Below are 26,309 nucleotides of genomic sequence, written 5' to 3' on the forward strand. Positions count from 1 at the left end.
GATGGGAATGTGGAAAAAAAGATGTGCTATGTTCATAGCTTGTGAGACGTCGGTTCATCCTGGAAGTGGTTCGAGCATAGGTATTGTTGATCTACCAATTCAAAGAGAGGTACACACAAATTTTCCAAAGATTGAAAGCACAAGTTTGAAGGGATGCTTAAGAGAAACGTTTAGAAGAATGCAAAAGAATAGTTTTGCCATCGTAGAAGAGATTTTTGGACCGGAAGAAATAGGCGAAGAAGCTTATGCCGGTGCGATATCTATAACTGATGCAAAGCTGCTTTTGTTTCCAGTCAAATCCGTTAAAGGAGTTTTTGCGTACGTTACTTGCCCTCTCACCCTGAATAGGTTCAAAAAAGAGTTTTCAAGCATACTTGGTGGAAAAGTTTTTGAAAATGTACAGATAAAAGAGTCAACTGTGTGTATGGGATCAGACTTATTAGTAGATAGTAAAAGCATTATTCTTGAGGAATTTTCGTTCGATGTGGGTGAGGATGAAGGTACAACAAATATCGCGAAAGAACTTTCAAATCTGGTATTTCCAAATGATCCTGCCTACAAGTTCTGGCGAGAAAAGCTTCAAAAAAGCTTGGTGATACTTCCTGATAATGATTTTCGCGACTTTGTCACAAACTCCACGGAAGTGGTAACCAGGATAAAGATTGATACCACCACAGGAACCGTACAGAGGGGAGCTCTTTGGACCGAGGAGTACTTGCCTCAGGATACCATTTTGTACTCTTTTGTGTTAGCATCCGAACCAAGGAAAAAGGGAGCCACGTTGAAAGATGAAAATGAAGTCTTTGAAAAATTCAAAGTAATCGACAATTTGGTGATGCAAATAGGTGGAAATCAAACCGTTGGCAAAGGGTTGGTTAGAGTGAAACTTTACGAATCCAACCAGGAAGGTGATGGAAAATGACGAGCTTAATTGAACAAGACAAAGACAGAAAAAGCAAAATCGAATTTGGCCGAGCGGAATTTGCTTATAAATGCGTTGAAAATGTTATAGAAAAAAGCAAGGATATAGGCAAAGACCTTGCAGAGGATTACAAATCGTATTCCAAAAAATTGCCAATGATGATACTGACAAATGGACTGGCTCAAGCGCTTGCTTTTGTCTTTTCAAAGAAAAAAGAAACAAACGCTTGGGGTATGTTGTATAAGCATATTAAAGAATATCTATGCAACCACAGCATCAGAAAGTTCGACATTGGCAATGAAGAACTGACCAAGTGGATAATAAGCTGCGATAAGGAGACCTATCGGGCGGCAACAAAAGAAGTTCTTGCATTTTTAAGCTGGGTAAAACGATTCGCCGAAGGAATGATAGAGGATAGTGAGGTGTAAACACATGAAAAAAGAAGATGTGATCATAAGAGATGAGATAAAGTCTGTCATTAACAAAATAGATAATTTCGCAATAGATAATTTCGCACTGCGGTTTAGGTTTCCTGAGATTACGGAATCAGAAAAGAAAGGAGAAAGAAAGATCAAAATAGAGATAATAAACGACATAGATAAGGTAGGCAAAAGTATTTTCACCAGCCAGAAAAGCATTATTTCCGACATAAACGAGAGAAGAAAGAAAAGCATATTAACGCTCGAAAAATTCGGTTATAAGGTGATAGAATTCACCGCAAAGCCCTGCTGGAGAATGGTTGTCGGTCTTGGAGGAACTCATCCTCAAGAAACATCCATGATATTGCACCACGTATATGGATTTCCATACATTCCAGGAAGCTCGATAAAAGGTGTCACAAGATCTATGTTCATACTCGATTGGTTTGAAAAGGTTAAAAAAGCTTTGGTTTCGGAGAATATAGATCTAAGTAAATTCGTCGCAGGACTCGAGAATTACAATCCAAAAAGCGCAAAGAATCAACTTCCAGAGTATTACGACAGAGAACTTGTCGATCTCTACTCGAACATTTTTGGTACGCAAGAATACCAAGGAAAAGTGATATTCTTCGATGCCTTTCCCGTAGGAGAAATAAATCTCGTGCTTGACATCATTAATCCACATTATCCGGATTACTACTCCGGGAACAAACCACCTGCGGACTATCAAAATCCTAACCCGATCAAATTTCTAACCGTTGCAAACACAAATTTCTTATTTGTGTTGGCAGGCGAGAACGAAAAAATCGTTATTGAAGCTGAAAGATATCTAAAACAAGCCCTTCAAGCCATAGGAATAGGTGCAAAAACATCACTAGGATACGGATTGTTCGAAATCTTATAAATTGGCTATTAAAGTAAAGAACACAAAAAGTTCGCCAAACAAACTTGTCGTCGACCTACGATAATGCAAAAACTACTGGAGGTCGACGACAAACAGTTTTTACTCTCTATGACTGACCAAACTCGAGTTAGATATTTTTAACTCTGAATCGCAAGACCTCTTTCACCCCCCAGGTCGACGACAAATTAGCTATACGAATTTCCAAAAAGTTGACTTGGCAAAAGCAAAAGTGATATAATTTGACCAGAATCCAAAGATGCTGGTATAATCACATATAGAAAAAACGGGTTTGGACACTACCTATGAGGAATGGAAACTTTGTATACACAAGTGATGAAGGGTCTGGATATTGTGTTTGGACACTACCTATGAGGAATGGAAACCATTCATGCTTTCTAGATATTACAAATCCCACTACAGTTTGGACACTACCTATGAGGAATGGAAACACTTGAACGCCTTGCGGGCAGACTAAGAGAATATCCGTTTGGACACTACCTATGAGGAATGGAAACGCTCGTTTGCTTCTTCAAGCAGTTTTGCGGTGATTGCGTTTGGACACTACCTATGAGGAATGGAAACGAGGCTTTTTCGGCTCAACTGGCAACGTCGGTTCAAGTTTGGACACTACCTATGAGGAATGGAAACAATGGGAGGAACTGTATACTACTGCGACACAGATTCGTTTGGACACTACCTATGAGGAATGGAAACTTGTGAATTCTTATAACATCACCTTCGATCCACTCTAGTTTGGACACTACCTATGAGGAATGGAAACTGGGTATGTGGGCGCAAGTTTTGAATCAAAAGACTTAGTTTGGACACTACCTATGAGGAATGGAAACATTTCCGTTTGCGTGTGTTCGCCTGTCACTGTTACGAGTTTGGACACTACCTATGAGGAATGGAAACACTACGTAACATCTACACGTGTGTTCACGTTCACCTCGTTTGGACACTACCTATGAGGAATGGAAACGCTTTTTGACTTATTGCACTGACGTTTGTGTTGATTGTTTGGACACTACCTATGAGGAATGGAAACCTTTCAACATAATTGGTTGTGATGTATCAGCACCAAGTTTGGACACTACCTATGAGGAATGGAAACCAGCGTTTATTCGATGAAAACTAAGAAGTATTCTATACGGTTTGGACACTACCTATGAGGAATGGAAACACGCTTGCCTCTCTGTGTCTGAGGCCAACTGCAATCAAGTTTGGACACTACCTATGAGGAATGGAAACTTTCCAAGTTTAGATTTAGCGAGTCTGAACAAATGTGTTTGGACACTACCTATGAGGAATGGAAACGTTGCTTTGCAGGGCAGACATATGTCTGCCCATTCCTGTTTGAACCCTACCTATGAGGAATGGAAACGCCTACAACAGCAACTTTCACTCCACTCACCTCCCGTTTGGACACTACCTATGAGGAATGGAAACCCTATCCAGACTCTGTAGTGCGTTTTTGAACCTTACCTATGAGGAATAGAAACAAGCCTTAGGGGCTTGGGAGGCTGTTTCTGCGTTTTGAATTTACACTGTTGGGAAGACAGACAAGTCACTGAAAGCAATGTGGTGAAGTTGTTAATCGAAGGCGAATTTTTGTATAATCTGAATTAGACGATCTTTTCATCGCGTCTTGATATCTTGTTTTCGTGGGGGTTATTTGTGTTTTTCAGAGTGAATTATCTGAGCCGTAAGGGGTGATGGAAAGATGGTTGTCTTTAAACAAACTTCCGAAAATGATCTTTTTATCCTCCTTGGAGCACTCTTGCATGATATCGGCAAGTTCTACATGAGAACAGAAGATCAAACCACAAAATCCCGTGTGAGCGAAAAATACAGTTATTTCATTCAACAAGAAGGCTCGTACGCACCTATGCATCAACATTGGGGGGCTTATTTTGTTGAGCAGGTTCTTCCAAGCTCACTTAAAGGAGTGCAATCGATCGTTTTGAATCACCATAAACCATCTTCTTACGAAGAACTACTTGTCGCTGTGGCGGACAAACTCTCTGCGTCTGTTGATAGAGAATCATACGACCAAAACCAGTTTGAAGAAAGAATCGCGCAAATGACCTCCGTGTTCTCAAGCATCAAGCTTACGGATTCAAATACCACTCCTGTTCATTTCAAGGAACTTGTTGCAAAGTACGACGTAAGATTTCCCAGCCCCTCTGCTGCGAATAATCTGGCTGACGCTTACAAGAAACTTTGGAAGTCTTTCGAATCGCAAATGAGAAAGTTGAAAGATTCATACGAACGAAGTTTTATCGACCTGAACGACTATGTAACCGCTGTTTACAACTTAATTCAGGTTTACACCTACAACATACCTTCAGCGTATTATTACAGCAAACCGGATATCTCTCTTTGGGCTCACAGCAAATCAACCGCAGCAATCGCTTTCTGTTTGGATCGACAGCTGAAAATGGTCTTTGGTGGCAACAAAGATCTTATGAAACGCAAACTCGAACAAATGGTAGAAAAGCTGAACAACAGAGCACCTCTTTCCGATGAAAATATTCAGTTTCTACTTGTCAAAGGTGATGCGTCGGGTATTCAAGATTTCGTCTTTGATACCTCAACTGAAGGTGCACTTAAAGCCTTGAAAGGCAAATCTTTCTATATCTCTTATCTCTTAGACACGATTGCAAAGTATATTCTCAAAGAAATCAACTTGCCAATTTGCAACATGCTTTACAACGGCGGCGGTCATTTTTATCTTTTATTGCCGAAGTATTCTGAAGAATCTCTGAATGACTTTCAATCCAAAATCGATGAAGTACTTTTCAAAGCCCACAACGGATCTCTAAACGTGTTCATCGAAGGTATTGAGGTTTCTTTGAACGATTTTCAGCAAAACATGGGAACCAAGTTTGATTCGATCACAAGAAAACTACAGATAAAGAAGGTTAAGAAACTCAACCAACTTATGAAGCGTGAGGACTTTTTTGAACCTTTTATCGATCCGGAGAATGCGTGTCCTTACTGCGGAAATCCGATGACCACGAATACAGCCAGTGAAGGAAATTGTAGATACTGCGAAAGCTTTGTAGAACTCGGAGATCTGTTGATAAAATCGCAGTTTATCAAAGAAGAGTGGCAAATGGAAAAGGTCAGTCAAAAACCAAAGAACGTTTTAGAGGTTTTCGCCGAGTTTGGTAGAAAGGTGCAATTGGTGGAAGAGGAAGATAAGATCTCAAATACCACAGTAATAGATATGGCAAAAATCCAAGAAAAATACGGTCAACCTGCCGAAGAATTCTACATTTATGAAGCTCTGGACCTTTCAACCCATGCCCCACTAACGGCACCATTTGCAGGTGGAGGTCAAATACTTTCCCTTGATGACATAGTCAAGTATGCCAAGGGTGTTGAAACCTGGGGGATGCTCAGAGGAGACGTAGACAGTCTTGGGAAAATCTTCAAGGAAGGTCTCGGGGAAAGAAACTCTCTTTCAAGAATCATGACGCTCTCTCAGGAGTTTTCACTTTTCTTTGGTTATCATTTCAACAAGCTTGTGAAGGAAGAAAGCTATTATTCCATAGTCGTCTACGCCGGTGGGGACGATTTTTGTGTCATAGGTCCTTGGTCGGATTTGCCTTATCTTGCAAGGTTGATTCGTGAAGACTTTTCCAAATACGTTTGCAGCAACCCAGATATAACGGTTTCAATGGGCTTTGAGATCTCTGAAAGCAGAAAATTCCCAATATACAGAGTAGCCGTAGCATGCGGTGAAAGTCTTGAAAAAGCGAAAGCCTATGTGCGACAGAACGGTAAAAAGAAGGACTGCATTTGCTTTGGTGGAAATCAAGTTGGTTGGGAAGAATTCGATAAGATGAAAGACCTTAAGGAAAAACTTGTTGAGCTTCTCGAAGTCAAGGGTGTAGCAAGATCTCTTATAAACTCCATCTACAAGACCTGCATGCTCGAGGAAGAAGCCAAAAGGGAAAAAGAGGTTTTCAAATCTTGGAGGTTGGTTTACTACATAGCCAGGATGATGGACCGTTACAAGGACTTGAAAAAGGAACTTGAGGAGCTTTTGTACAAATGGTTGATTGAAAAACAAACAAACACTTTGTATAAACACGCCTACCTTTCAACACGGTGGGCTGAACTTGAAACCAGATCGAAAGGAGGGGAATAAAGCATGCCTCAGTTTGATCCAAGGGCTAATCAGCAAACAAGGGGGCGGGAAGGCAGAGGACCAACTCAGGAATTACTTTCGACGATTTTGCAGAATCTTGACACTGCCCTCGATCCACAGAAAGATCCAGATGGAAATGTGTTTTCTGAAGTAGCGGAAGGAACAGGGAGGTTCATATCGAATGTGAATCCAACGCAGCTCAGGAGGATTTTCACCGAGGTCAAAAGACTCTCGGCAAATGATCCTGCGTACAAGTACAAGATGAAACTTGTACGAGCAAGGGTTGCATATGCTGCTGGAAGGTTCTCAGAACTAAAAGAATTCGCCGAAATTGTCAAGAAAGCGATTACGGTCGCAGAGAAAAATGCAGAGAATTTTAAAAGGTTTTTAGACTTCTTTGAGGCAATCGTGGCTTATCACAAGTATTTTTCAGTGAAGTGAGGTGAGCACGATGAACGTGATTTTGAAAGGTAAGTTTGTTGTCAGTTGTGAAATAGAAGCCGTAACAGGTCTTCACATAGGCACAGGCAGAAACAGCATGGAAATAGGGGGAAATGACAATCCCGTTATCAAGGATGCTGAAGGGAAACCATATATACCAGGATCATCTTTAAAAGGTAAGATGAGGTCGCTTATGGAATTTGCCGAGGAAAAGGTCAAGGAAAATCTTTTGATTGAGGGCAAAAAAGGAGAAATATACATGCACATGTGCGACGATCCAGATTGTGTAGTGTGTGGGTTGTTTGGTCGAAACCATGGTGATCACACATTTAAGAACGGTCAAAAGCGTGATTTCACAAAATCTGTACTTCCAACACGATTACTTGTTAGGGACGCAAAACTCGTAGAAGACTCGATCAGTGAAGAAATGAAAGATTATTTGGATATGGAATGGACTGAGGTAAAGTGGGAGAACTCATTGGATAGAATTACATCAAAAGCAAACCCAAGGCAAACTGAAAGAATACCAGCCGGAGCTAAGTTTAGTGCAGAATTTGTGGTCAACAGATTGGTTGTAGATAATCAAGATGATGGAACAAAGTTCATCGAGAAGCTCATTCAAGCTATGAAGTTGCTCGAAGACGATTATCTTGGAGGGCATGGATCAAGAGGATCAGGTAAGGTTAGGTTCGTGAATATAAAGCTTTCTTATAGAAGTAAGGAGTACTACGAAGGTTCTAAAAAAGAGGAAGAAATACTGCAGGCTGATAATCTCCAACAATTGACTGAAAAGCTGGCTGATTTTGCTCAAAAGATTTCCTCCAAGGAATGATCGTCTATGAAAAGGGGAAAAGTCTATAAGATCAAGCTAAAACTTAATTCGCCATTTCATCTTGGAAGAAAGGAGAAAACCCACGGTTCCGTTGATACCATATCCCATTCCGACACACTCTTCAGCGGAATAATGAACTGTCATTCTTTGTTATACGGAGATGAAAGAACAACCAAACTAGTTCAAGCTTTCTTAGAAGGTCAACCTCCGTTCAGAATCTCGTCCACGATGCCTTACATAAATGATATCTTCTTTGTATTCAAGCCGCTTGGGATGAATTTGAAAATCTATGCACCAGACGAAGAAGAAAAGAAACTGAAAAAGGCCAAGTATATCCCTGAAGAGAATCTTTTAAATGGTTTCAAAGGTTCATTCACGACGGTTGGAGAATTGTTTGTCAAAAAGGAAGATGCTGACAAACTCACACCGTTTGCAATTCCCCAGGAAAGAGTTAGAGTGAGTCTTGATAGAACCAGCTCAGCCTCAAATGTTTACTATTTTCCAACTTACTCCTACCACAAAAACTCCGGTTTGTGGTTCTACATTGAAATACTGGATGAATCCGTGGAAAAGGAAATTTTTGCAGCAATTAAACTACTCGGAGATGAAGGTTTAGGTGGAGATAGGTCAATTGGATTGGGGTTCTTCGAGCTTGCAACGGCTCCGGTTCCGATGGATTTGCCATTCGCTCAGCACGATGAAACACAACTTTACACAACTTTGTCGCTGGTAAATCCTCGCAAAGGAGAGGCAGAAAAATTCAGGTACTACGATATTGTTAACAGGTCTGGTTATCTGTACTCCAAGGGAGATCAAGGCATCAAGCGAAAAGCTGTGAGGATGTTTATCGAGGGAAGTGTTTTTGAAGGGGAAGCTTTTGGTCGTGCCGTTGATGTAACTCCACCAAGCTTTAAGGAACATCCAGCATTGAGGTACGGTTTGACGTTTCCTGTACCCCTCCCCAAGGAGGTGAGTTTCATTGATAACTCACTCGAAAACTTATGAGATAACAGTTCTCACACCACTTTTCATATGTTCAGACCTTAGAGACAAGCTGACAGAGATAGATTTTTTCCTTGAAAACGGCAAAATCGTTGTCATCGATTTTGACAAACTGCTTTCTTTGACAAAGAACAACGAAAGGTTGCTCGATGAGATTTTGTTAGGTCTTGAAGGCTCTGTGGCGTCGTTCGATCTTAAAAGAATTCTTCAAAAGTATCAAATAAAAGTCGAACAATGCAAAAGATACGCGATGAACTTTCGGGGTACTTTTCCCTCAGGAACAAGGAAAGAGATTGCGTGCTTTGTCAAAACCGCTGGGAAGGTTTACATACCCGGTTCATCTTTGAAAGGAGCCATAAGATCTTTCATAACTAAGGCACTTCAAAAGAAATTTATCGCACTTTACGATAACGAAATAGCCAGAGTTAAAACTAATGATAAAATCAGCGATGCTGGTGTTGAAAGGCAAGTATTCGGAGATCCGTATGCTTCCGTTTTCAAGTATCTTCAAATCAGCGATTCGAATCCTATTTCGCCTGAAAATTTGGAAGTTTTCGAAGTCAAGATATTGAACATATGCAATGGAAGAGCAAAATGGTATGCAAAGCCTCAAAACGTTGAGAATCCCAAAGATGCTCTCTCGAACTTTGTTGAAGGACTACCTTCAAAAATGAGCGTAACTGGTTCCATAAAAATCGATCCGCAGTTTGTTGAAAAATTGAAAGAAAAGGTAGAAGTTCAGGTAGATGATCCTGTCAAATTCCTGGCAAAGTTGATCAACCATGCTGCAAAGCATTATATAGAAAATGAGATGAATTTCTACAAGAAATACGGCATCTATGAGATTGCCGATCTTTATCAAAAGATTCTCGACAACATGCCAAAACTTAGAGAAAACGAGTTCATTTTGCAGGTTGGTTTTTCAACTGGCTATCTTTCAAAGACCGTTGGAATGTTGCTAAAACCAGATTCTCTCAAAAGAGTTGCTGAAATTGCTTACAGAAATGCCAAACCTGAGCTATTCCCAAAAACAAGACGCATAGTATTTAACAACGGGAAAATTTTAGCTATTCCAGGATGGATCAGGGTAAAGATAATGTGATATCCAAAATCACCGAAACAAAGCTAATCTATTACTATGCGATCCTCCACTTTGTGGCAAGGGAGGATGGGATTTTTCTCCCCTTCTCATACTATGCTGACTTTTTTGAAATCGTCCGAAACATCATGAAAACGGACATCTTCTCAATCAGTCCTATTATCACGAAAAACAAAAAAGAGGTTCAGGATGGGCTGTGGGTTTTCAAGGATTTTCGAGTATATTTGGTAAGTCCATTCATAGAGTCAGTCGGGAGAAACTTTGTTGACTTTCACGAAATCCTTAATGCCTACCACGAGGGAATTGAATTGAGCCAGGTGGTTCTCAGAAGCGCACCGGTTAGAAAAACTGGAAAACTTCTCAGCGGTGTTTTTGCAAATCTCGATGGAAGATGCATAGACTATGAACAATCTCCGGAATTGTTTTCCGAGTGTTTGAGGCAGTATTTACTTCAAATCCACAAGCTGAAATATGGCACAATTCCCGACGATGTACGATTCTTCATTAGATTGAAAGGTGAGATAAGAAAGCAAAAACTTTTGGCAGATAGATTGGAGTTTTTCGGAGACGTACAGATTTTTTCGTCCGATGAACTTGCCAAAACCTTTTGTGAAATGTTTAGCTTAAGATGAATTCAAAGCAAGGTGATGGGTATGAAAGCGCTGTGCTTTTTAGGCACCGGCAAATACCAAGCCGTGACATACACATGGGTGGATACCGATGGCAATGCAAAAAGCTATTCAACAGAGCTTTTTCCAGAGGCTGTTTACCACATTTTTGAACCTTCCATGGTTTATGTATTCGTCACCAAAGAAGCCAAAGAGCGTTACCTACCGAAGCTTCAAGAACGGCTCAAAGACAAACTGTACCCAGTGGATATACCAGATGGCAAATCGGAAGGGCAGCTCTGGGAAATATTCGAAAAGTGCGCAGACATTGTCAAGGACGGAGATGAAATCATTCTTGATATAACACATGCCTTTAGAAGTCTTCCGCTGATTGTCTTTACGGTTGCGATGTACTTAAGACAGACCAAAAATGTGACAGTCAAGCACATTGTGTATGGAGCCTTCGAAGCAAGGGATGAGAATAACTGTGCCCCGATTTTTGACCTTACAGCTATGGTTGATCTTTTGGATTGGATCAACGGTGTGAACGCCTTTGTAAATTATGCAGCAGCAGAGATTTTTGCAGAAAAGCTTGTTCATACTCAGAAAAAACTACGAATGGGTGGTGGAACAATCTCCTCTGAATTGCCAACGCATTTACAAGAAATAGGTAAAAAGCTCCGGACTTTATCTTTAAACCTTCATATGAATCGCCCGATTGAAGTGATGAAAGATGCCAACGATCTTTTGTCAATGTTGGGCAGGGCTCAGGCTGAATTGCAAACTTGGGCAAAACCGTTTGCTGCAATTGCCAAAACTCTCAGTAAGGAAATCTCTGAGCTTGCGTACGCGGAAGCAGAAAAATTAACCAAACAGAACCTGGAAAAACAACTCGCCATAATTGCCTACTGCATTAGGAAAAATCTGATAATTCAAGCCTTAACGCTGGCGAGAGAGCTTGCCATCAACTGCTTGTTTTTTTCGTGTGGTATGAAGGATCGATGGTTAAAACAACGTGAAAGGGAAGAGATAGAAAAATTGATTAACTCATATGCACAAGAACAGAGGGAAGAATCGCAAAAAGATGGTAGGATAGAACCAAGCTGCCCAGATGAATTGAAAGCGTCCTTGGGGCGAATTTGGAAGGATATATCAACTGTCAGAAACGACATAGCCCATTGTGGAATGCGCGAATCACCTATCCGTGCAGATACAGCTGTCGAAAAAGCTAAGGGAATCTATGACGAACTTAGGAGATTGCTTGATCACATCAGCGAATAGGTAAAATCCCGAACCTTTTGGATACATTTTCAAAAAGACATCGCAACAGAATTTATTCGCTATGCTGAGTTATTGTCGACTCATTTTACTATTTTGAGATCAACCCAAAATCATTCGTAAAAAATCTTACAAAAGCTGACTTGATGAGAGCAAAAAACAATATAATCAGCTTATCATATTAAAGGGGAATTTTGAGATGTTTGAAAATCAACAAACCAATCAATTTAGCGAAATAGCCAGTTCAAAAGGAATTGAAAAGCTAATTCAAGCACTAGAGGATGGTGATTGGCGTATTCGCAGGTTAGCAGCTGAAACACTTGGAAAAACAGGTGATCCAAAAGCCGTTGAACCTTTGATTCAAGCACTGGAAGATAATGATTCAATTCTTAGAAAATTAGCGCTGAAGCTCTTGGTAGAATAGGTGATCCTAAGGCTGTTGAGCCGTTGATTGAACGATTGAAGGATAGTGACCCATACGTTCGCAAATCAACAGCCGAAGCTCTTGGCAAAATAGGTGATTCAAGGGCTGTTGAACCTTTGATACAAGCGTTAAAGGATGATGATGAAAATGTTCGCAGTTCGGCATCAAAAGCGCTCGAGAAAATAACTGGTCAAAAGTACTGAACAAATGGATGCAAATCAGCTGGCAAGTATTTTTCGAAATGATTTAAGACTAATTGTGTCAATTCGATTGTTTTCTTCAATGACAAGCAATAGCAAAATCACTCTTTTTGCTTGATAACCGATGATAACGTAGAAACTACTGCTATGACAATGGTGTCAAACTTATAAACTACACTTGATTGCTACCTATGAGAAAGAAGCGTTTGATATTTAGTAGAAACACGCATCCTTTCACTGCTTTCAACTTGTCCTGCTCTGCCATATAAACTTTTGCACGTTGTTTTTTTTCTAAGCTTTCATGCCAAAGGTTTTGGTACGCAGTAATTTTGTTCGTAAGTCGAACTTGTCGTCGACCTACGATAATGCAAAAACTACTGGAGGTCGACGACAAACAGTTTTTATACACTACAACTGACAAAACTCAAGTTAGATATTTTTAACTCTGAATCGCAAGACCTCCTTCACCCCCAAGGTCGACGACAAATTAGTTATGCAAACATTCCAAAAGTTGACTTGACAAAAGCAAAAGTGATATAATTTGACTGGAATCCAAAAATGCTGGTATAATCACATATAGAGAAAACGGGTTTGAACCCTACCTATAAGGAATGGAAACAACTCTAACTTCGAATCTGTCGGGATATATTGCTGAGTTTGAACCCTACCTATAAGGAATGGAAACAGGATTGATTCTTCCACCACCTTCAAATGTTAATGCAGTTTGAACCCTACCTATAAGGAATGGAAACACAAACTTTCCATCTTTGAACAACAGTGAAGCACTTAACGTTTGAACCCTACCTATAAGGAATGGAAACCTACATTCATTGTAATCATTCAACCACCTCCAATCGTTTGAACCCTACCTATAAGGAATGGAAACGTACGTATAGTCTCCGATGATAATTTCCGCCATTGGTTTGAACCCTACCTATAAGGAATGGAAACTTGTTTTTTTGCAAAATTGATTCGATACACGAAATGAGTTTGAACCCTACCTATAAGGAATGGAAACATGTTTTCCACCAATGCGTCCAATCGATCCCGTTCAGTTTGAACCCTACCTATAAGGAATGGAAACACCATATGATGTGTTCGTTCGTACTATGGACCAGGTGTTTGAACCCTACCTATAAGGAATGGAAACTACGTATACACAAACGTCTGATAAATTTGAATCACAGTTTGAACCCTACCTATAAGGAATGGAAACTTGTTCCTGATGTTTAGCGCCTTAAGCACGGAATCCTCAACGTTTGAACCCTACCTATAAGGAATGGAAATTTTTCGAGTATACCAGTAAGTTCGGAACTGTGCAAAGTTTGAACCCTACCTATAAGGAATGGAAACTTTGATTCGGTAACTTTTATTTTTTGCTTTATAAAGGTTTGAACCCTACCTATAAGGAATGGAAACGCGTTAGACAAATTTGTTAATTCAACAGGCTTCTCTGGGTTTGAACCCTACCTATAAGGAATGGAAACTGATATATACGCGTGAAATCCGTAATCACTCGGAAAATGTTTGAACCCTACCTATAAGGAATGGAAACTGTATCTGAGTGTAAGAGATAGTGCCTTGAAAGATTGTTTGAACCCTACCTATAAGGAATGGAAACAGTACTAGTACATGCCGGCAATCTATCCAACCGCTGTGTTTGAACCCTACCTATAAGGAATGGAAACTTTTCTTCGCCGTTCCTACGCTTAGTCTATATTCTTGTTTGAACCCTACCTATAAGGAATGGAAACGGATCTGTTACTGCATCTGGTCTTTCGTTAAGCATCGTTTGAACCCTACCTATAAGGAATGGAAACAGCTTGTCTGCACTTGGCGCAGATTGTATGCTAAGGTTTGAACCCTACCTATAAGGAATGGAAACTATTGTGATAGACTGTGACCACATTTTTATCTCTGACGTTTGAACCCTACCTATAAGGAATGGAAACGTATTCAGAACACGGTGTCACGTACAATTTGAAATCCGTTTGAACCCTACCTATAAGGAATGGAAACTTTGGTTTTAGCGGGCGCTGCGAAGGCGGGCGAGCGTTTGAACCCTACCTATAAGGAATGGAAACTACGTATACACAAACGTCTGATAAATTTGAATCACAGTTTGAACCCTACCTATAAGGAATGGAAACTTGTTCCTGATGTTTAGCGCCTTAAGCACGGAATCCTCAACGTTTGAACCCTACCTATAAGGAATGGAAATTTTTCGAGTATACCAGTAAGTTCGGAACTGTGCAAAGTTTGAACCCTACCTATAAGGAATGGAAACCACGTCCGTTCATAATCACCCCTAATAAGACCTACCGTGTTTGAACCCTACCTATAAGGAATGGAAACTCGTCGTGCGAGCCGTGCGAGCTTGCTTCTGTCGTGTTTGAACCCTACCTATAAGGAATGGAAACGGTCTTCCGTTACCAATTGATTGCCTTACGCTTTTGTTTGGACCCTACCTATGAAGAATGGAAACGGTATTACAGGCACAAAAGTGTAATGTCCGCAACAAACGTGTGTGCGTCACCTAAAAGGAATGAAAACACCACCATCCTGATACCTAATAGATCTTGTGGATAACAGCAATGCGCATGTCATTTATTGAAACTGCTTAAAATAAAGCAAAAAGCACACCTTGAAGTTGAACGGTTATTGGTAATAATTTGCTACTAAAAATTGTTCAAAAGCTACTATTTTAGAATCCCAAGATACGGTGTAAATTCTCTATACGGTGTGACGTTCAGTCTTCTTTGAAAGTCGAAGAAATCATTTCGAACCTGCCAGATTTTGCTCTTGCCTTCTCGCTTGCTTTGTTCCTCATTGCAAACATACGCATCTTTGGGATGACTCTCGACTAACTGAGAGCAAATTGTTTGTTGTGCGAGGAAAAAGGAGGTGAGATGGTGGTCAAACCCATCTATGCTCTGAGCGATGAGGAATACCAAAGGTTAAAGGATTTATCTGGAATGGACAACGAAGGACGCCTACCAATGATGCTCGAACCATTGGATTTTGAGTCAGATGTTGAAGCATACTTCAAAATCTTCGGTGTGCTGGCACAGACTCAGCAAGAAGTCTTGGTCATAGGTACGGCTATTATCAAGAACAAGAAAAAGCAGAAAACAATCAAAATGCTTACGCGTGCGCTGATAAAACCAGGTTGTATCGTGTACAAGACACCGATCGTGATTAACGAAGTGGACTCGATTATGAAAACTATGTCGGAAAACACCGACTTGGAAGTCTACAGTAACGAGGACAATTATCTTGGGTTGATGAAAGGAGGTAGTTCGGTCGTGTCGGATTTTCTGAAGGCTTTGAGTAAATTCAGTGAGGTTACGGAGGACGCGTTGAATGTACTTCATCTGTCTGTCCAAGAACTTGAGAGTTTAGCAAATTTGCTACCGACTGAACGAGGTTATACAATAGAAGTACAGAACCTGAGAGACGAGGCACAGGAGGCGTTCAAGAAAATTTACGGTTTAATTGTAAAGGCAACAGAGTTATACGTAAGGATGAGCAAATCCATGGTGGAAGAGTGATTTTCTCTAAACCAAGGGGGTGTGTACTTTGAAGAATTTTCTTCATGCACTTCGATCCATAGGTTTGATAAGTATCGCCGTTATCCTGTTGATTGCCTTACCCGTGATTATCATCGTAACAACATACATTTTTGGAATATTCGTGGTGTGCCTTGCGGTCTTTTTCATCGTCAAAGGTATACTGGGTTTGAAAGAGCTTAAACAGAGGAAATAAACACTTTGGGGGGTGCTTAAGATGGCAAGCTTGGGTGATTTCTTCAATCGTCTGAAAAATCTCGTTTCGAACAAAAGACTTGATGAACTTTTCAACGAGGTTTTGAGATATTTGAGAAGGTATCACGTACCAGAAATTGTCTATATAGTACGTCGTTTTATGGTTTTCCTTAGATTAATTGGCAAGCCAAAGGCTTTGCTCATCGCTTCGTTGGTGCTTGGTTATGTGCTATTGCCTCTTGATCTTTGCCCAGATTTCATTCCGTTTTTCGGCTTGCTTGACGATGTTTTACTCATAATAACAGCCATGGAAATGATCGCCGCTGGAGTGTACAATTTTCAAACGATTTTCAGAAGGATGATAAAGCGTTTCCAACAACAGCGCATAAAGCAAAAACCAAGCAGAGAGATTTACAGAAAACTTATCCAACTTGGTTGCTGAGTGCAAATCGTACGTTGGCAGCTTACAAAGTGAAAGGATTGGCTGAGGCGGTGATGCGATGGGGGGAGAAATGCTTGAGATTGCGGCTGAATTAAAGAAGCATTATTTGGGTTTTGTTTTATCGAGATTAAAGGCTGCAGGTTTGAGTGAGGAGAATAGTTGAAGATATGAGATTCTTCAAAGACTCTGGGAGCATTACAGACACAAGCTGAGGTGTTTTAACAGGAACCGGTTATGGTACAACAGAAGTGATGAGGAGCTGGTGAAGTGGTTATTTCAATTTCTTTTATTGGTGCAGTTTTCCTTCTTAAGTTGACAGGTCCTAGACCATATATGAGTTTAGATAGCGAATCTTCATATGTTTATACCAAATTGCCTAAAAGTATTTTGAAAATGATTTTCTTAATGTTCTCTTTAATCAGTTATTATCACGTGCTAGTTAACAGAACTCTTTTAACCTATAAATTCATCCATTACAAAATCGAAGAAAGCGATGTGCCAAGAAAAAGGAAAAAATACATCTATGACAGGTACGTTGAAGTCAAATGTTCCTCTTTCGACGTACAGGAAGATTCAAACGAAAAAAGCCCAATGAAGTTTTGGTTGGCAAAAAAATGCAGAATAAGGTACATAAACAATGGCAGGGAATGTGGAAAACGCATTGCAGGTAAATCAAATTACAACGTCATACCTTTCGAAGTTAAAACTGAGGATGGTAACCTCACGGGAGCAATAGGTTGTGAGATCGCAAGAGATTGCTTAGTTATTAGATTTGATAAGCGATTTTTCAACTACACAATGGTGATTAACCTTTGCTCGGCAGTCTGCAAGGCAATTGAGAAACTTTTCAACTACGGTGAAAACGAGCTCTTTTTCCTTGTGGATGAGAAAATGAACCTCAACGATTCAGACCACATTTTCGCTTTATTCTACGATAGAACAGGAAACGAAGAGATCGAGTTTGAGACCATCGCAGAAAATTTTATGGACATTCTTAAAGTTGCGTACGATTCTCTTAACACGTGCAACTGCGTTAAAGGTTGCACGAATTGTATGGCGATCCGCAGGGTTGACTATGAGTATATATTCGATAAACAAAAAGCTATCAAAGCTTTGAAGCTATCCATATTTGAAAGGGATGAAACAACGAAATACTGTGATGAAGAATCTGCCGTTGTTGAAGAGGTTACTGTAATCTCCGAGCCAAATACGGGCAAGTTCCGTGTGCAATCTTCTTTGATTAATCGGGAATTCGAATATTACGAGAGCACTTTGGATAAGCAGAAGAAAGTCAACTTGGAATACAAAAATCTTGCAAAAATTCTCAAGCTATATTGTGGAAGAGCTGATGAAATTGTTATAAAATCAAAACAGCAATGGGTTGTTGAAAAGATCAACTTTCTGACGTCCTCTGACGACACTTACATTGATGAATTTTGTTTTTACCGACTTGCCTATAAAAACGTTGTTGGAATAAAGATATAATGATTCTTGGAGGTGGGGCGTTTGAATCAACAACCAAAAAGAAGCAATCAAATGCTCAGAGAGATGTATAATTCGTTGAAGACCCATCTTAATGCTAAGGATTTTCAAAAAGCTTATGAGATTGCGACTGCGATCTTGAATGAGAATGACCCATTTTGGACGAAGCAAGTCAACAGATACCTTCCTTGGATTTTGTTCAACCTCAAGCTGAAATCCCAACGAATATCCTTAGAAGAATTGCACCAAACCGTTGAAACGATAGTAACGCTGAGCGAGAGAAAGAACGGTTTTGTTTTGCGCTCAGTTTCTATTCTTGCCTCGGAAACCCTTAAAAAGGCTGATCGTAAAAAGGGATTGCAAATCTTGCAATCGGCGAATGAACTGTTGGACAAGATAAATGTTGATGAACTCAGCGACAAACCGTTGGAAAGTTCAAAGTATAAAGATAAAGCAGGTAAAAACAAGGTGCTTCCATCTGAAAGAGAAAAATGGTATCAATTGAAAACCAAGATTCTGCTTGTCCTTAAAAAGTACGACGAATGTATTCAACAGTGTAGAAATGCTTTAAAAGTATCAAATTTAATTGATCCGGTATGGTTTTATTATAGAATCGCCTGTGCAAGTTCTTACATTGGAAAATACGAAGAAGGTCTCGAAGCCTTGGAAAAAGTGTTACTTTACAAAGATGACTGGTATGTTCAAAAACTTTTCTTTGAAATATACGCTAAGATGAAAGACTTTGACAATGCGCTGAAATATGGATGCAGAACCGCCCTTAACAGTGCAAGTGACTCGCAAAAGTTGACGTTCTACCTGAATTTCGCGGATTTTCTCAAGGCACATAACTACAAACGTGAAGCGGACTTGCACTATTATCTCTATCTAAAAACCTTGGAAAAGATGAAGGATGGTCAGAAAAACGACACAAATGTCAAGAGAGTCTATGGCAGTTTGACCGACAAGAACGTCGTAAAAATGAGAGAACAAGATGTCAGATCAGAACTGGCGAAGTTTTGGAAAGATAACAAATTCAGAAACGAAAAGCAACTTGAAGGTACGGTCGCAAAAGTTATCAACAACGGTGCTGGATTCATAAAATCTTCTGACTCTCAAAGCTACTATTTCAAGTTAGAGGATGTGGAAAATGCCCCAAAAAGCGCTCACGAGTTGCGAAACAAAAAAGTCAAATTCTATCCCACCAAAAGCTATGACAAAAAGAAGGGCATGGAAAGCTGGGCTGCTGTGGGAATAGTGGTTGTTGAGTAGGCAAAATTTATTCGCTATGCGAACTTGTCGTCGACCTATGATAATGCAAAAACTACTGGAGGTCGACGACAAACAGTTTTTATTCTCTACGACTGACAAAACTCAAGTTAGATATTTTTAACTCTCACTCACAAGTCCACCTTCACCCCCCAGGTCGACGACAAATTAGCTATACGAATTTCCAAAAAGTTGACTTGGCAAAAGCAAAAGTGATATAATTTGACCAGAATCCAAAAATGCTGGTATAATCACATATAGAAAAAACGGGTTTGGACACTACCTATGAGGAATGGAAACAGTTCTTCTTCCAATGCCAATGCCGGAAGACTGTCCGTTTGGACACTACCTATGAGGAATGGAAACCAGCATACAGCATTGCACCAACAACATCGGAATCTGGTTTGGACACTACCTATGAGGAATGGAAACGCATACCAATTCACAAAACTTTGGTACTTTTCCAATTGTTTGGACACTACCTATGAGGAATGGAAACGGGAATGTGGTACAATTATTTATGAGCGCATAATTAGTTTGGACACTACCTATGAGGAATGGAAACTGCCGTATTCGTTCATACCAACTATAATCCAGTCAAGGTTTGGACACTACCTATGAGGAATGGAAACAATCCTGCCGGGACATATTCGCTTTTAACACCTACGTTTGGACACTACCTATGAGGAATGGAAACTTGTTTTAGCGCCCTGATTTTGGGCGCAGATTTAGTGTTTGGACACTACCTATGAGGAATGGAAACTTTTTTAGCATAAACATCACTTTCTAATAAAGAAAGTTTGGACACTACCTATGAGGAATGGAAACCTTTTCTTGATTGCATATAGTGCTACGTTTGCAAGAGTTTGAACCCTACCTATGAGGAATGGAAACCCAGAAAAGCAGGAAGGCGTTTACTATATTGTATCGCGTTTGAACCCTACCTATGAGGAATGGAAACTCGAAATCTGCAGAAAGGTTGTTTCTCGAGTAAGTGGTTTGAACCCTACCTATGAGGAATGGAAACTTTAAACATCCAATCGAGAAAAAACTTATCTTCCCAGTCGGGTTTGAACCCTACCTATGAGGAATGGAAACTTGAGTTCCTCGTCGTTTACAGAACCACTCACATCTAGTTTGAACCCTACCTATGAGGAATGGAAACTTGAGCGACCACGACGGAATGTGGAAATCTGTATAGGTTTGAACCCTACCTATGAGGAATGGAAACCTCTATAAACAATTCAAAAACGAAATCCATCAATACCGTTTGAACCCTACCTATGAGGAATGGAAACTATTAGAAAGTTGGTCGTGGTGTGATATAAGATATAGTTTGAACCCTACCTATGAGGAATGGAAACTTTTCAACCAACCAGACCGCAACCCGCTCGTTAATGCGTTTGAACCCTACCTATAAGGAATGGAAACGTTTCATACCTTTGACCTTTCCCGGAACACCATCGAGTTTGAACCCTACCTATAAGGAATGGAAACTTCGTTTCCAGTACGAACCTGAACATCCTGAACCCCTGGTTTGAACCCTACCTATAAGGAATGGAAACCTTCTGAGATTTTGCGCCCGCCATGGGTATGGGGGGGTTTGAACCCTACCTATAAGGAATGGAAACGGGAATTTCTCCCTGGTATCTGTGACAAGTAAAAAGTTTGAACCCTACCTATGAGGAATGGAAACTAAGCCTCCTGCGGCTATTTCATCACCAATATTTTCACGTTTGAACCCTACCTATGAGGAATGGAAACATACGCACTAACATTTTCCGCAATCCAATTTGTAATGTTTGAACCCTACCTATGAGGAATGGAAACAGTGATGATCGTATTGGTCCATACCACGGACAATTCAAGTTTGAACCCTACCTATGAGGAATGGAAACAGTAACGGATTGACAGATCCCAGCAGGGATCCACCCTGGTTTGAACCCTACCTATGAGGAATGGAAACCGTGTGTCTGTATGCAGTAGATAGTACTTGGAAAGTTGTTTGAACCCTACCTATGAGGAATGGAAACGTTTCTACCAAATGGACCACAACCTGCTCGTTGAAGCAGGTTTGAACCCTACCTATGAGGAATGGAAACTACCGAAATAAGGTTCTCGGCGGCTTTGGCCGCGATTACCCGTTTGAACCCTACCTATGAGGAATGGAAACCCCAATTTAAACGTTGAAACCGTGCTGAATAAAGGGTTTGAACCCTACCCATGAGGAGTGGAAACAATATATTCAGGTCGCATGGCAGGTAGAGAGGTCGGTTGTTTGAGCATAACGATGAGAAACTGAAACGCTAACATCGCATCTGCGTGTACCCTCTTTTTAGCTGTCTGAATACTACCTATGAGTAATGGGAAACTGTTAATTCATCTATGAGCATGTTAATCATTCATTCGTTCGAACAGCACCTAAGGAGTTTAGAGACTCGTCAGCGCCTTATCTAACGGATGTTAATACGCTTATTTGTACACCGCAAAAAGAAAATGGATAAAGGCTGCTTAGATAGCCCACCTTGCCGGAGTCCTGGAATTGAACTTCAACGTTTTGAAAATCCAAACCTTAATCGGGTGGTTAGCAAGGGGGAACTCAAAAGACTTTCGAGAACTTAACAATAGCAGTAATATCACAAGCCAAGCTTGAGAAACGAAATCTGAATCAGAATAAGATGCATTTTTTGGAAAAAGTATAAATTCCAATTTATTAAATGCAAATTTGGTAAATCTTGATTCTGCAAAGTGTATAATATCAACGGGGTGAGGAGATGCTCATAAACAGGGAAAAGGAATGTGAATTTTTGAGGAAAAAAGTAGCGAGCAACAAAGCCGAGCTTTTGGTCATATACGGTAGAAGGCGAGTTGGAAAAACCTTTTTGCTCCAGAATTGTTTGCAGAATGCTTTGTTCTTCACCGCTGATCTTTCGAACAATCTGCAGTTGATGAACCGATTTCTCGATGAAATAAAAGACATTTTGAAGCTACCACCAACCTTGAGAATATCCTCTTGGGACGAATTTTTTGCTCTTCTTAAGAATGTTTTTGAATCAAGAAATAATTTAAAGACCATCGTATTTGATGAATTTCAATACATTCCCATGCGTGATGAAAGCTTTATGAGTATCTTTCAAAGATGGTGGGACGAAGTCTTTTCAAAGATGAAAGTGAAAATCATCTTATGTGGTTCATACGTTGGAATAATTGAGAAAATTGCTCTTTCTCAAAACAGCCCACTGTATGGAAGAAGAACTGGGCAATATGAAATTCTCCCGCTTGATTTTTTTGATTCGATCAAATTTCTAAGTTTCGAAAGCAAAGAAGATTATGTGAAAGCCTACAGTATCACAGACGGCATACCGATTTATCTTCTTGAATTTGCAGAATACAAAGACTTTGAAACCGCTTTGATGGAAAAAATCCTTTCTCCTGGAGAATTTTTAGTCGACGAAGGAAAATTCATCACCTTGGAGGAATTCAACGATCCTTCGAACTATTTTTCCATCCTCGTTTCAATAGCCAACGGTAAGACTACGCCAAATGAAATAGCCGCAGATTCCGGTGTTGATTACAAAAGCATAAACGTTTATCTTTCAAAATTGGTTGATCTGAAGTTTGTGGAAAAGGAATTCCCATTTTCAATTAGCAAAAAACCAAAGCAAAAGCCGCATTACCGCATTTCGGATGAGTATTTGAGGTTTTATTTCAGATACCTCCATGTTTATAAGGATCTAATACACCGAGGGAAGAAAGAAGAAGTAAAAGAAAAAATACTTGCATCTTTTGACCAACATGTCTCTTTCACATTTGAAAAAATAGCTCGACAGCATCTTTTAAGAAAGTTTGGTGTAGAAAAGGTTGGAAGATGGTGGTCAAAGGATGTGGAAATAGATTTGGTTGCCATAAAGAATGATATTTTATACGTTGGAGAATGCAAATGGACCAACAAAAAGGTTGACAACAGAACTCTGAACAAACTTAAAGGTAAAGTTCCCTATCTTTTGAAAGAACTTCAGATGGATAACCTCAACGTTGTTTATTGTCTTTACTCAAAAAGCGGATTTGAAAACCTCAAAGAATCTGAGGAATTAAAACTGATTGATCTTGAGGAAATTTTCAAATAACAACTACTTCGCAAAGCTAACTTGTCGTCGACCTATGATAATGCAAAAACTACTGGAGGCCGACGACAAGCAGACTTGCGTTCATCCACGACTTGCAGACCACCTATGAGGGATGGAAACACTTCCTTTTCAAAATTTAATGTCTCAACGAATGTTCGTTTGGTCTACTTATAGGGAACAGAAACGAATAAACTGTGTAAAACGTACAAAAACGCTGAAATTTTGGATACTATCTATGAAGAATGGAGCGCCGCTACAAAATTCAATGTCCAAGCAGCTGTTTCAACTTGCTTTCAAGCTCCTTAGGATCAGTGAAAACAAAGGCGTTGATTTTCAAGGCTAAGGCGCATTGAACGTTTTTTGGATCGTCATCAGTGAAAAACGTTTCTTCCGGAGCGGCATTTTCACTTTTAAGGATGTACATGAAAAAATTGGGATCTGGTTTGGTGTAATGTATCACGTGTGATGCATAAACTGCGTCGAATATATCATAATGACCTTTTTTCAGATGTATTTCATAATGTGATAAAATGGTGTTTGTTCCTGCCACCACTCTAAAATGCTTTCTTAGCTTTTTGATGAGCTCAATTGTTCCATCGATCGGCAATGGATCGAAAAATTTTGCCCAAAGATCTTCTGAAATGCTTTTGCCAAAAAGTTTGGAAAAATTACTCCAAAAATCTTCCACGCTGATCAAACCTTTTTGAAGCAAATCAAGCCCGCTTGACTTTGCCAACTTTAGGAATTCTTCTAAGGTTATACCAAGATATTTTGCTATCTTAGGTGCCACAGAGGTGTTTGAATAAACAACGTTGCCAACATCGAAGATGAAAAGTTTCATCCCATCTCTCCTTTAGTTTTATCTGCCAGTTATTCTATCAATAAAATAGTATTTGGAGGTGATAGATTTGAAGTTTTCAGAATTTGTTTATCAAAGGCCGAACGTTGATCAACTGGAGGAAAAGCTTAGAAATTTGATCGAAAGCTTCAAAAAAGCAAACAGCTTTGAACAAGCGCGGGATATTTTAAACCAGATCAACCAGCTTAGGAACGATTTTTCAACGGCTTCAGCTATTGCAACCATAAGGTACTGCATGAACACTTTGGATGATTTTTACAAAAAGGAGAAAGAATACTTCGATGAAGCGTCACCAAGAATGGAGGGTGTAATCGTCGAGCTTTACAAAGCGCTTGTGAGTTCACCGTTTAAAGATCAACTTCAAAAGGAATTTGGAAATCAGCTTTTCACCATAGCTCAGCTTCAAACAAAAACATTCAAACCAGAGGTGCTTGAGGATCTAATTCTTGAAAACAAACTTGGAACTGAGTATTCAAACCTAGTTTCTTCGGCCAAGATACCTTTTGAAGGGCAAAACCTTACCTTGCCGCAGGTTGCGGCTTTCATGCAAGTTGCAGATCGACAGGTTCGAAAGAAGGCAGCTGAGGCTTACTTTTCGTTTTTTGAGAGAAATGAAGAGAAAACAGATAAGATTTACGATCAGCTTGTTGAGGTTAGAACAAAGATAGCACACAAATTGGGGTATGAAAATTTCGTTCAACTTGCTTACGATAGATTGGGTAGATCCGATTACAATCCAAAAATGGTTGCAAAATTCAGAGAAGCGATAAAAAAGTACATTGTACCGGTTGTTTCAGAACTTAGGGAAGAGCAAAGAAAACGATTGGAAGTGGATGTTCTTAAGTACTACGATTTCAGCGTTGTGTTGAAAGAGGGAAATCCAAAGCCAAAGGGAGAACCAGATGAAATAATTCAAAAGGCAAGGCAGATGTACGAAGAAATGTCGCCGGAAACCGGTGAGTTTTTCAACTTCATGCTCGAAGACGAGCTGATGGATTTGAAAAGCAGGGAAGGTAAATATCCAGGAGGATTTTGCCATTTCATACCCAACTACAAATCGCCTTTCATATTTGCCAACTTCAACGGTACGCAGGACGATGTGGAAGTATTAACACACGAGGCAGGGCATGCTTTCCAAGTTTATCGAAGCAGAAATTTCACGGTTCCAGAATATTATTGGCCAACGACCGAATCTTGCGAGATTCATTCCATGAGCATGGAATTTTTTGCATGGCCATGGCTTGAGCTGTTCTACGGTCAAGATGCCGAAAAAGCCAAGTTTGTACATCTTTCGTCTGCGCTTTTCTTCATACCTTATGGAACCCTTGTGGATGAATTTCAGCATTTGGTCTACGAAAATCCATCGATGACGCCGCAGCAAAGGAAAAAACTTTGGAGAAGTCTTGAGAAGATATACATGCCAGAACTCGATTACGATGGAAATAAATTTTTGGAAAACGGTGGAAGGTGGCACAGACAGACTCACATTTTTGAAAGCCCATTTTACTACATCGACTATGTTCTTGCACAAATATGTGCCTTCCAATTTTGGATCAAATGGGAAGAAAATAGGAAAAAAGCCTTCGAAGATTACCTTAAGCTTTGCGATGCAGGTGGAAGCAAATCCTTCATGGAACTCGTTAAACTTGCAAATTTAAGTTCACCGTTCGAGGAAGAGACGATTAAAAAGGTCGCAGAGAAGGTTGTCTTGTGGCTCGAAAAACAAAAAATATAAAACCCCGCCTTTTTGGCGGGGTTGGTGCCGAGGGCGGGACTTGAACCCGCACGGGCTAGAACCCACATGGACCTCAACCATGCGCGTCTGCCAATTCCGCCACCTCGGCACTACAACACTATTTTAACATTTGAAATGTTAAAAGTCAATTTGTCTATAGCTGGTGCCGAGGGCGGGAGTCGAACCCGCACGAGGGGGTCAACCCTCAACTGATTTTGAGTCAGTCGCGTCTGCCAGTTCCGCCACCTCGGCACTCGTTGATAATTCTACCACACGATCTTTTTTAGTTCAAGGGGGCAAATCTAAATACAAATGCGCGGCAAAAGCTGTAAAATTGAAATGAAAA

Annotated in this window: 20 protein-coding genes, 2 tRNA genes and 3 CRISPR repeat arrays; of the genes, 19 read left to right on the plus strand and 3 right to left on the minus strand. The window is 40.1% G+C overall.

The window, feature by feature from the left end:
• Positions 1–7 precede the first annotated feature (7 nt).
• From cmr4 to THETH_RS06030, 18 genes are all read left to right on the plus strand, one after another.
• Positions 8–922 (plus strand): type III-B CRISPR module RAMP protein Cmr4, encoded by a 915-nt coding sequence (gene cmr4, locus THETH_RS05950; RefSeq protein ID WP_013932465.1) that lies wholly within the window; start codon positions 8–10, stop codon positions 920–922.
• On the plus strand, positions 919–1,350 hold the full coding sequence (gene cmr5 / locus THETH_RS05955; RefSeq protein WP_013932466.1) for a type III-B CRISPR module-associated protein Cmr5: 432 nt from the start codon (positions 919–921) through the stop codon (positions 1,348–1,350). Before cmr4 ends, cmr5 begins: the two co-directional genes overlap by 4 nt.
• Positions 1,351–1,354: 4 nt before the next feature.
• Complete coding sequence (gene cmr6, locus THETH_RS05960; protein WP_013932467.1) at positions 1,355–2,245, plus strand: type III-B CRISPR module RAMP protein Cmr6; 891 nt, start codon at positions 1,355–1,357, stop codon at positions 2,243–2,245.
• Positions 2,246–2,532: 287 nt separating this feature from the next.
• Positions 2,533–3,747: a CRISPR direct-repeat array (repeat unit 30 nt; unit sequence GTTTGGACACTACCTATGAGGAATGGAAAC).
• A gap of 221 nt (positions 3,748–3,968) precedes the next feature.
• Complete coding sequence (cas10, locus tag THETH_RS05965; protein ID WP_013932468.1) at positions 3,969–6,404, plus strand: type III-A CRISPR-associated protein Cas10/Csm1; 2,436 nt, start codon at positions 3,969–3,971, stop codon at positions 6,402–6,404.
• Positions 6,405–6,407: 3 nt separating this feature from the next.
• Positions 6,408–6,845, plus strand: coding sequence for a type III-A CRISPR-associated protein Csm2 (csm2, locus tag THETH_RS05970; RefSeq protein WP_013932469.1), 438 nt, complete (start codon positions 6,408–6,410; stop codon positions 6,843–6,845).
• A gap of 10 nt (positions 6,846–6,855) precedes the next feature.
• A complete protein-coding gene (gene csm3, locus THETH_RS05975; RefSeq protein WP_013932470.1) occupies positions 6,856–7,677 on the plus strand; it encodes a type III-A CRISPR-associated RAMP protein Csm3 in 822 nt (273 codons plus the stop codon).
• A 6-nt stretch (positions 7,678–7,683) separates the two neighbouring features.
• Positions 7,684–8,682, plus strand: coding sequence for a type III-A CRISPR-associated RAMP protein Csm4 (gene csm4 / locus THETH_RS05980; protein ID WP_013932471.1), 999 nt, complete (start codon positions 7,684–7,686; stop codon positions 8,680–8,682).
• On the plus strand, positions 8,657–9,781 hold the full coding sequence (gene csm5, locus THETH_RS05985) for a type III-A CRISPR-associated RAMP protein Csm5 (protein ID WP_013932472.1): 1,125 nt from the start codon (positions 8,657–8,659) through the stop codon (positions 9,779–9,781). The genes csm4 and csm5 overlap by 26 nt, the downstream gene beginning before the upstream one ends.
• A complete protein-coding gene (locus THETH_RS05990; RefSeq protein ID WP_013932473.1) occupies positions 9,778–10,410 on the plus strand; it encodes a hypothetical protein in 633 nt (210 codons plus the stop codon). Before csm5 ends, THETH_RS05990 begins: the two co-directional genes overlap by 4 nt.
• A 21-nt stretch (positions 10,411–10,431) precedes the next feature.
• Positions 10,432–11,667: a TIGR02221 family CRISPR-associated protein gene (csx2, locus tag THETH_RS05995; RefSeq protein ID WP_013932474.1), complete on the plus strand. Its 1,236-nt coding sequence runs from the start codon at positions 10,432–10,434 to the stop codon at positions 11,665–11,667.
• Positions 11,668–11,863: 196 nt separating this feature from the next.
• The gene (locus THETH_RS10310; RefSeq protein ID WP_013932475.1) at positions 11,864–12,088 is read left to right on the plus strand and encodes a HEAT repeat domain-containing protein; all 225 of its coding nucleotides are present in this window, start codon (positions 11,864–11,866) and stop codon (positions 12,086–12,088) included.
• Between the two features lie 23 nt (positions 12,089–12,111).
• Positions 12,112–12,291 (plus strand): HEAT repeat domain-containing protein, encoded by a 180-nt coding sequence (locus THETH_RS10515; protein WP_013932476.1) that lies wholly within the window; start codon positions 12,112–12,114, stop codon positions 12,289–12,291.
• Between the two features lie 586 nt (positions 12,292–12,877).
• Positions 12,878–14,773: a CRISPR direct-repeat array (repeat unit 30 nt; unit sequence GTTTGAACCCTACCTATAAGGAATGGAAAC).
• Between the two features lie 427 nt (positions 14,774–15,200).
• The gene (locus THETH_RS06005) at positions 15,201–15,839 is read left to right on the plus strand and encodes a hypothetical protein (protein ID WP_013932477.1); all 639 of its coding nucleotides are present in this window, start codon (positions 15,201–15,203) and stop codon (positions 15,837–15,839) included.
• Positions 15,840–15,867: 28 nt separating this feature from the next.
• Complete coding sequence (locus THETH_RS06010) at positions 15,868–16,053, plus strand: hypothetical protein (RefSeq protein WP_013932478.1); 186 nt, start codon at positions 15,868–15,870, stop codon at positions 16,051–16,053.
• 21 nt (positions 16,054–16,074) lie between these two features.
• Entirely contained in the window at positions 16,075–16,494 is a 420-nt protein-coding gene (locus tag THETH_RS10315; protein WP_013932479.1) for a YkvA family protein, read from the plus strand.
• Positions 16,495–16,761: 267 nt separating this feature from the next.
• Positions 16,762–17,979, plus strand: coding sequence for a DUF1998 domain-containing protein (locus THETH_RS06020; RefSeq protein ID WP_013932481.1), 1,218 nt, complete (start codon positions 16,762–16,764; stop codon positions 17,977–17,979).
• Between the two features lie 21 nt (positions 17,980–18,000).
• Entirely contained in the window at positions 18,001–19,245 is a 1,245-nt protein-coding gene (locus THETH_RS06025) for a tetratricopeptide repeat protein (protein WP_013932482.1), read from the plus strand.
• A gap of 267 nt (positions 19,246–19,512) precedes the next feature.
• Positions 19,513–21,480: direct repeats of the CRISPR family, unit length 30 nt; unit sequence GTTTGGACACTACCTATGAGGAATGGAAAC.
• A gap of 536 nt (positions 21,481–22,016) precedes the next feature.
• A complete protein-coding gene (locus THETH_RS06030) occupies positions 22,017–23,369 on the plus strand; it encodes an ATP-binding protein (RefSeq protein ID WP_013932483.1) in 1,353 nt (450 codons plus the stop codon).
• Between the two features lie 262 nt (positions 23,370–23,631).
• Here the strand turns inward: THETH_RS06030 and THETH_RS06035 are convergent, their stop codons facing one another.
• The gene (locus tag THETH_RS06035) at positions 23,632–24,210 is read right to left on the minus strand and encodes an HAD-IA family hydrolase (RefSeq protein ID WP_013932484.1); all 579 of its coding nucleotides are present in this window, start codon (positions 24,208–24,210) and stop codon (positions 23,632–23,634) included.
• Positions 24,211–24,268: 58 nt separating this feature from the next.
• Between THETH_RS06035 and THETH_RS06040 the strand changes: the two genes are divergently transcribed.
• Complete coding sequence (locus THETH_RS06040; RefSeq protein WP_407635674.1) at positions 24,269–25,963, plus strand: M3 family oligoendopeptidase; 1,695 nt, start codon at positions 24,269–24,271, stop codon at positions 25,961–25,963.
• Between the two features lie 22 nt (positions 25,964–25,985).
• On the opposite strand, the gene THETH_RS06045 is transcribed toward THETH_RS06040, so the two are convergent.
• Positions 25,986–26,072, minus strand: a tRNA-Leu gene (locus tag THETH_RS06045).
• Between the two features lie 52 nt (positions 26,073–26,124).
• Positions 26,125–26,215, minus strand: a tRNA-Leu gene (locus THETH_RS06050).
• Between the last annotated feature and the right edge of the window lie 94 nt (positions 26,216–26,309).

The organism is Pseudothermotoga thermarum DSM 5069 (genome assembly GCF_000217815.1).
Taxonomy (GTDB): domain Bacteria; phylum Thermotogota; class Thermotogae; order Thermotogales; family DSM-5069; genus Pseudothermotoga; species Pseudothermotoga thermarum.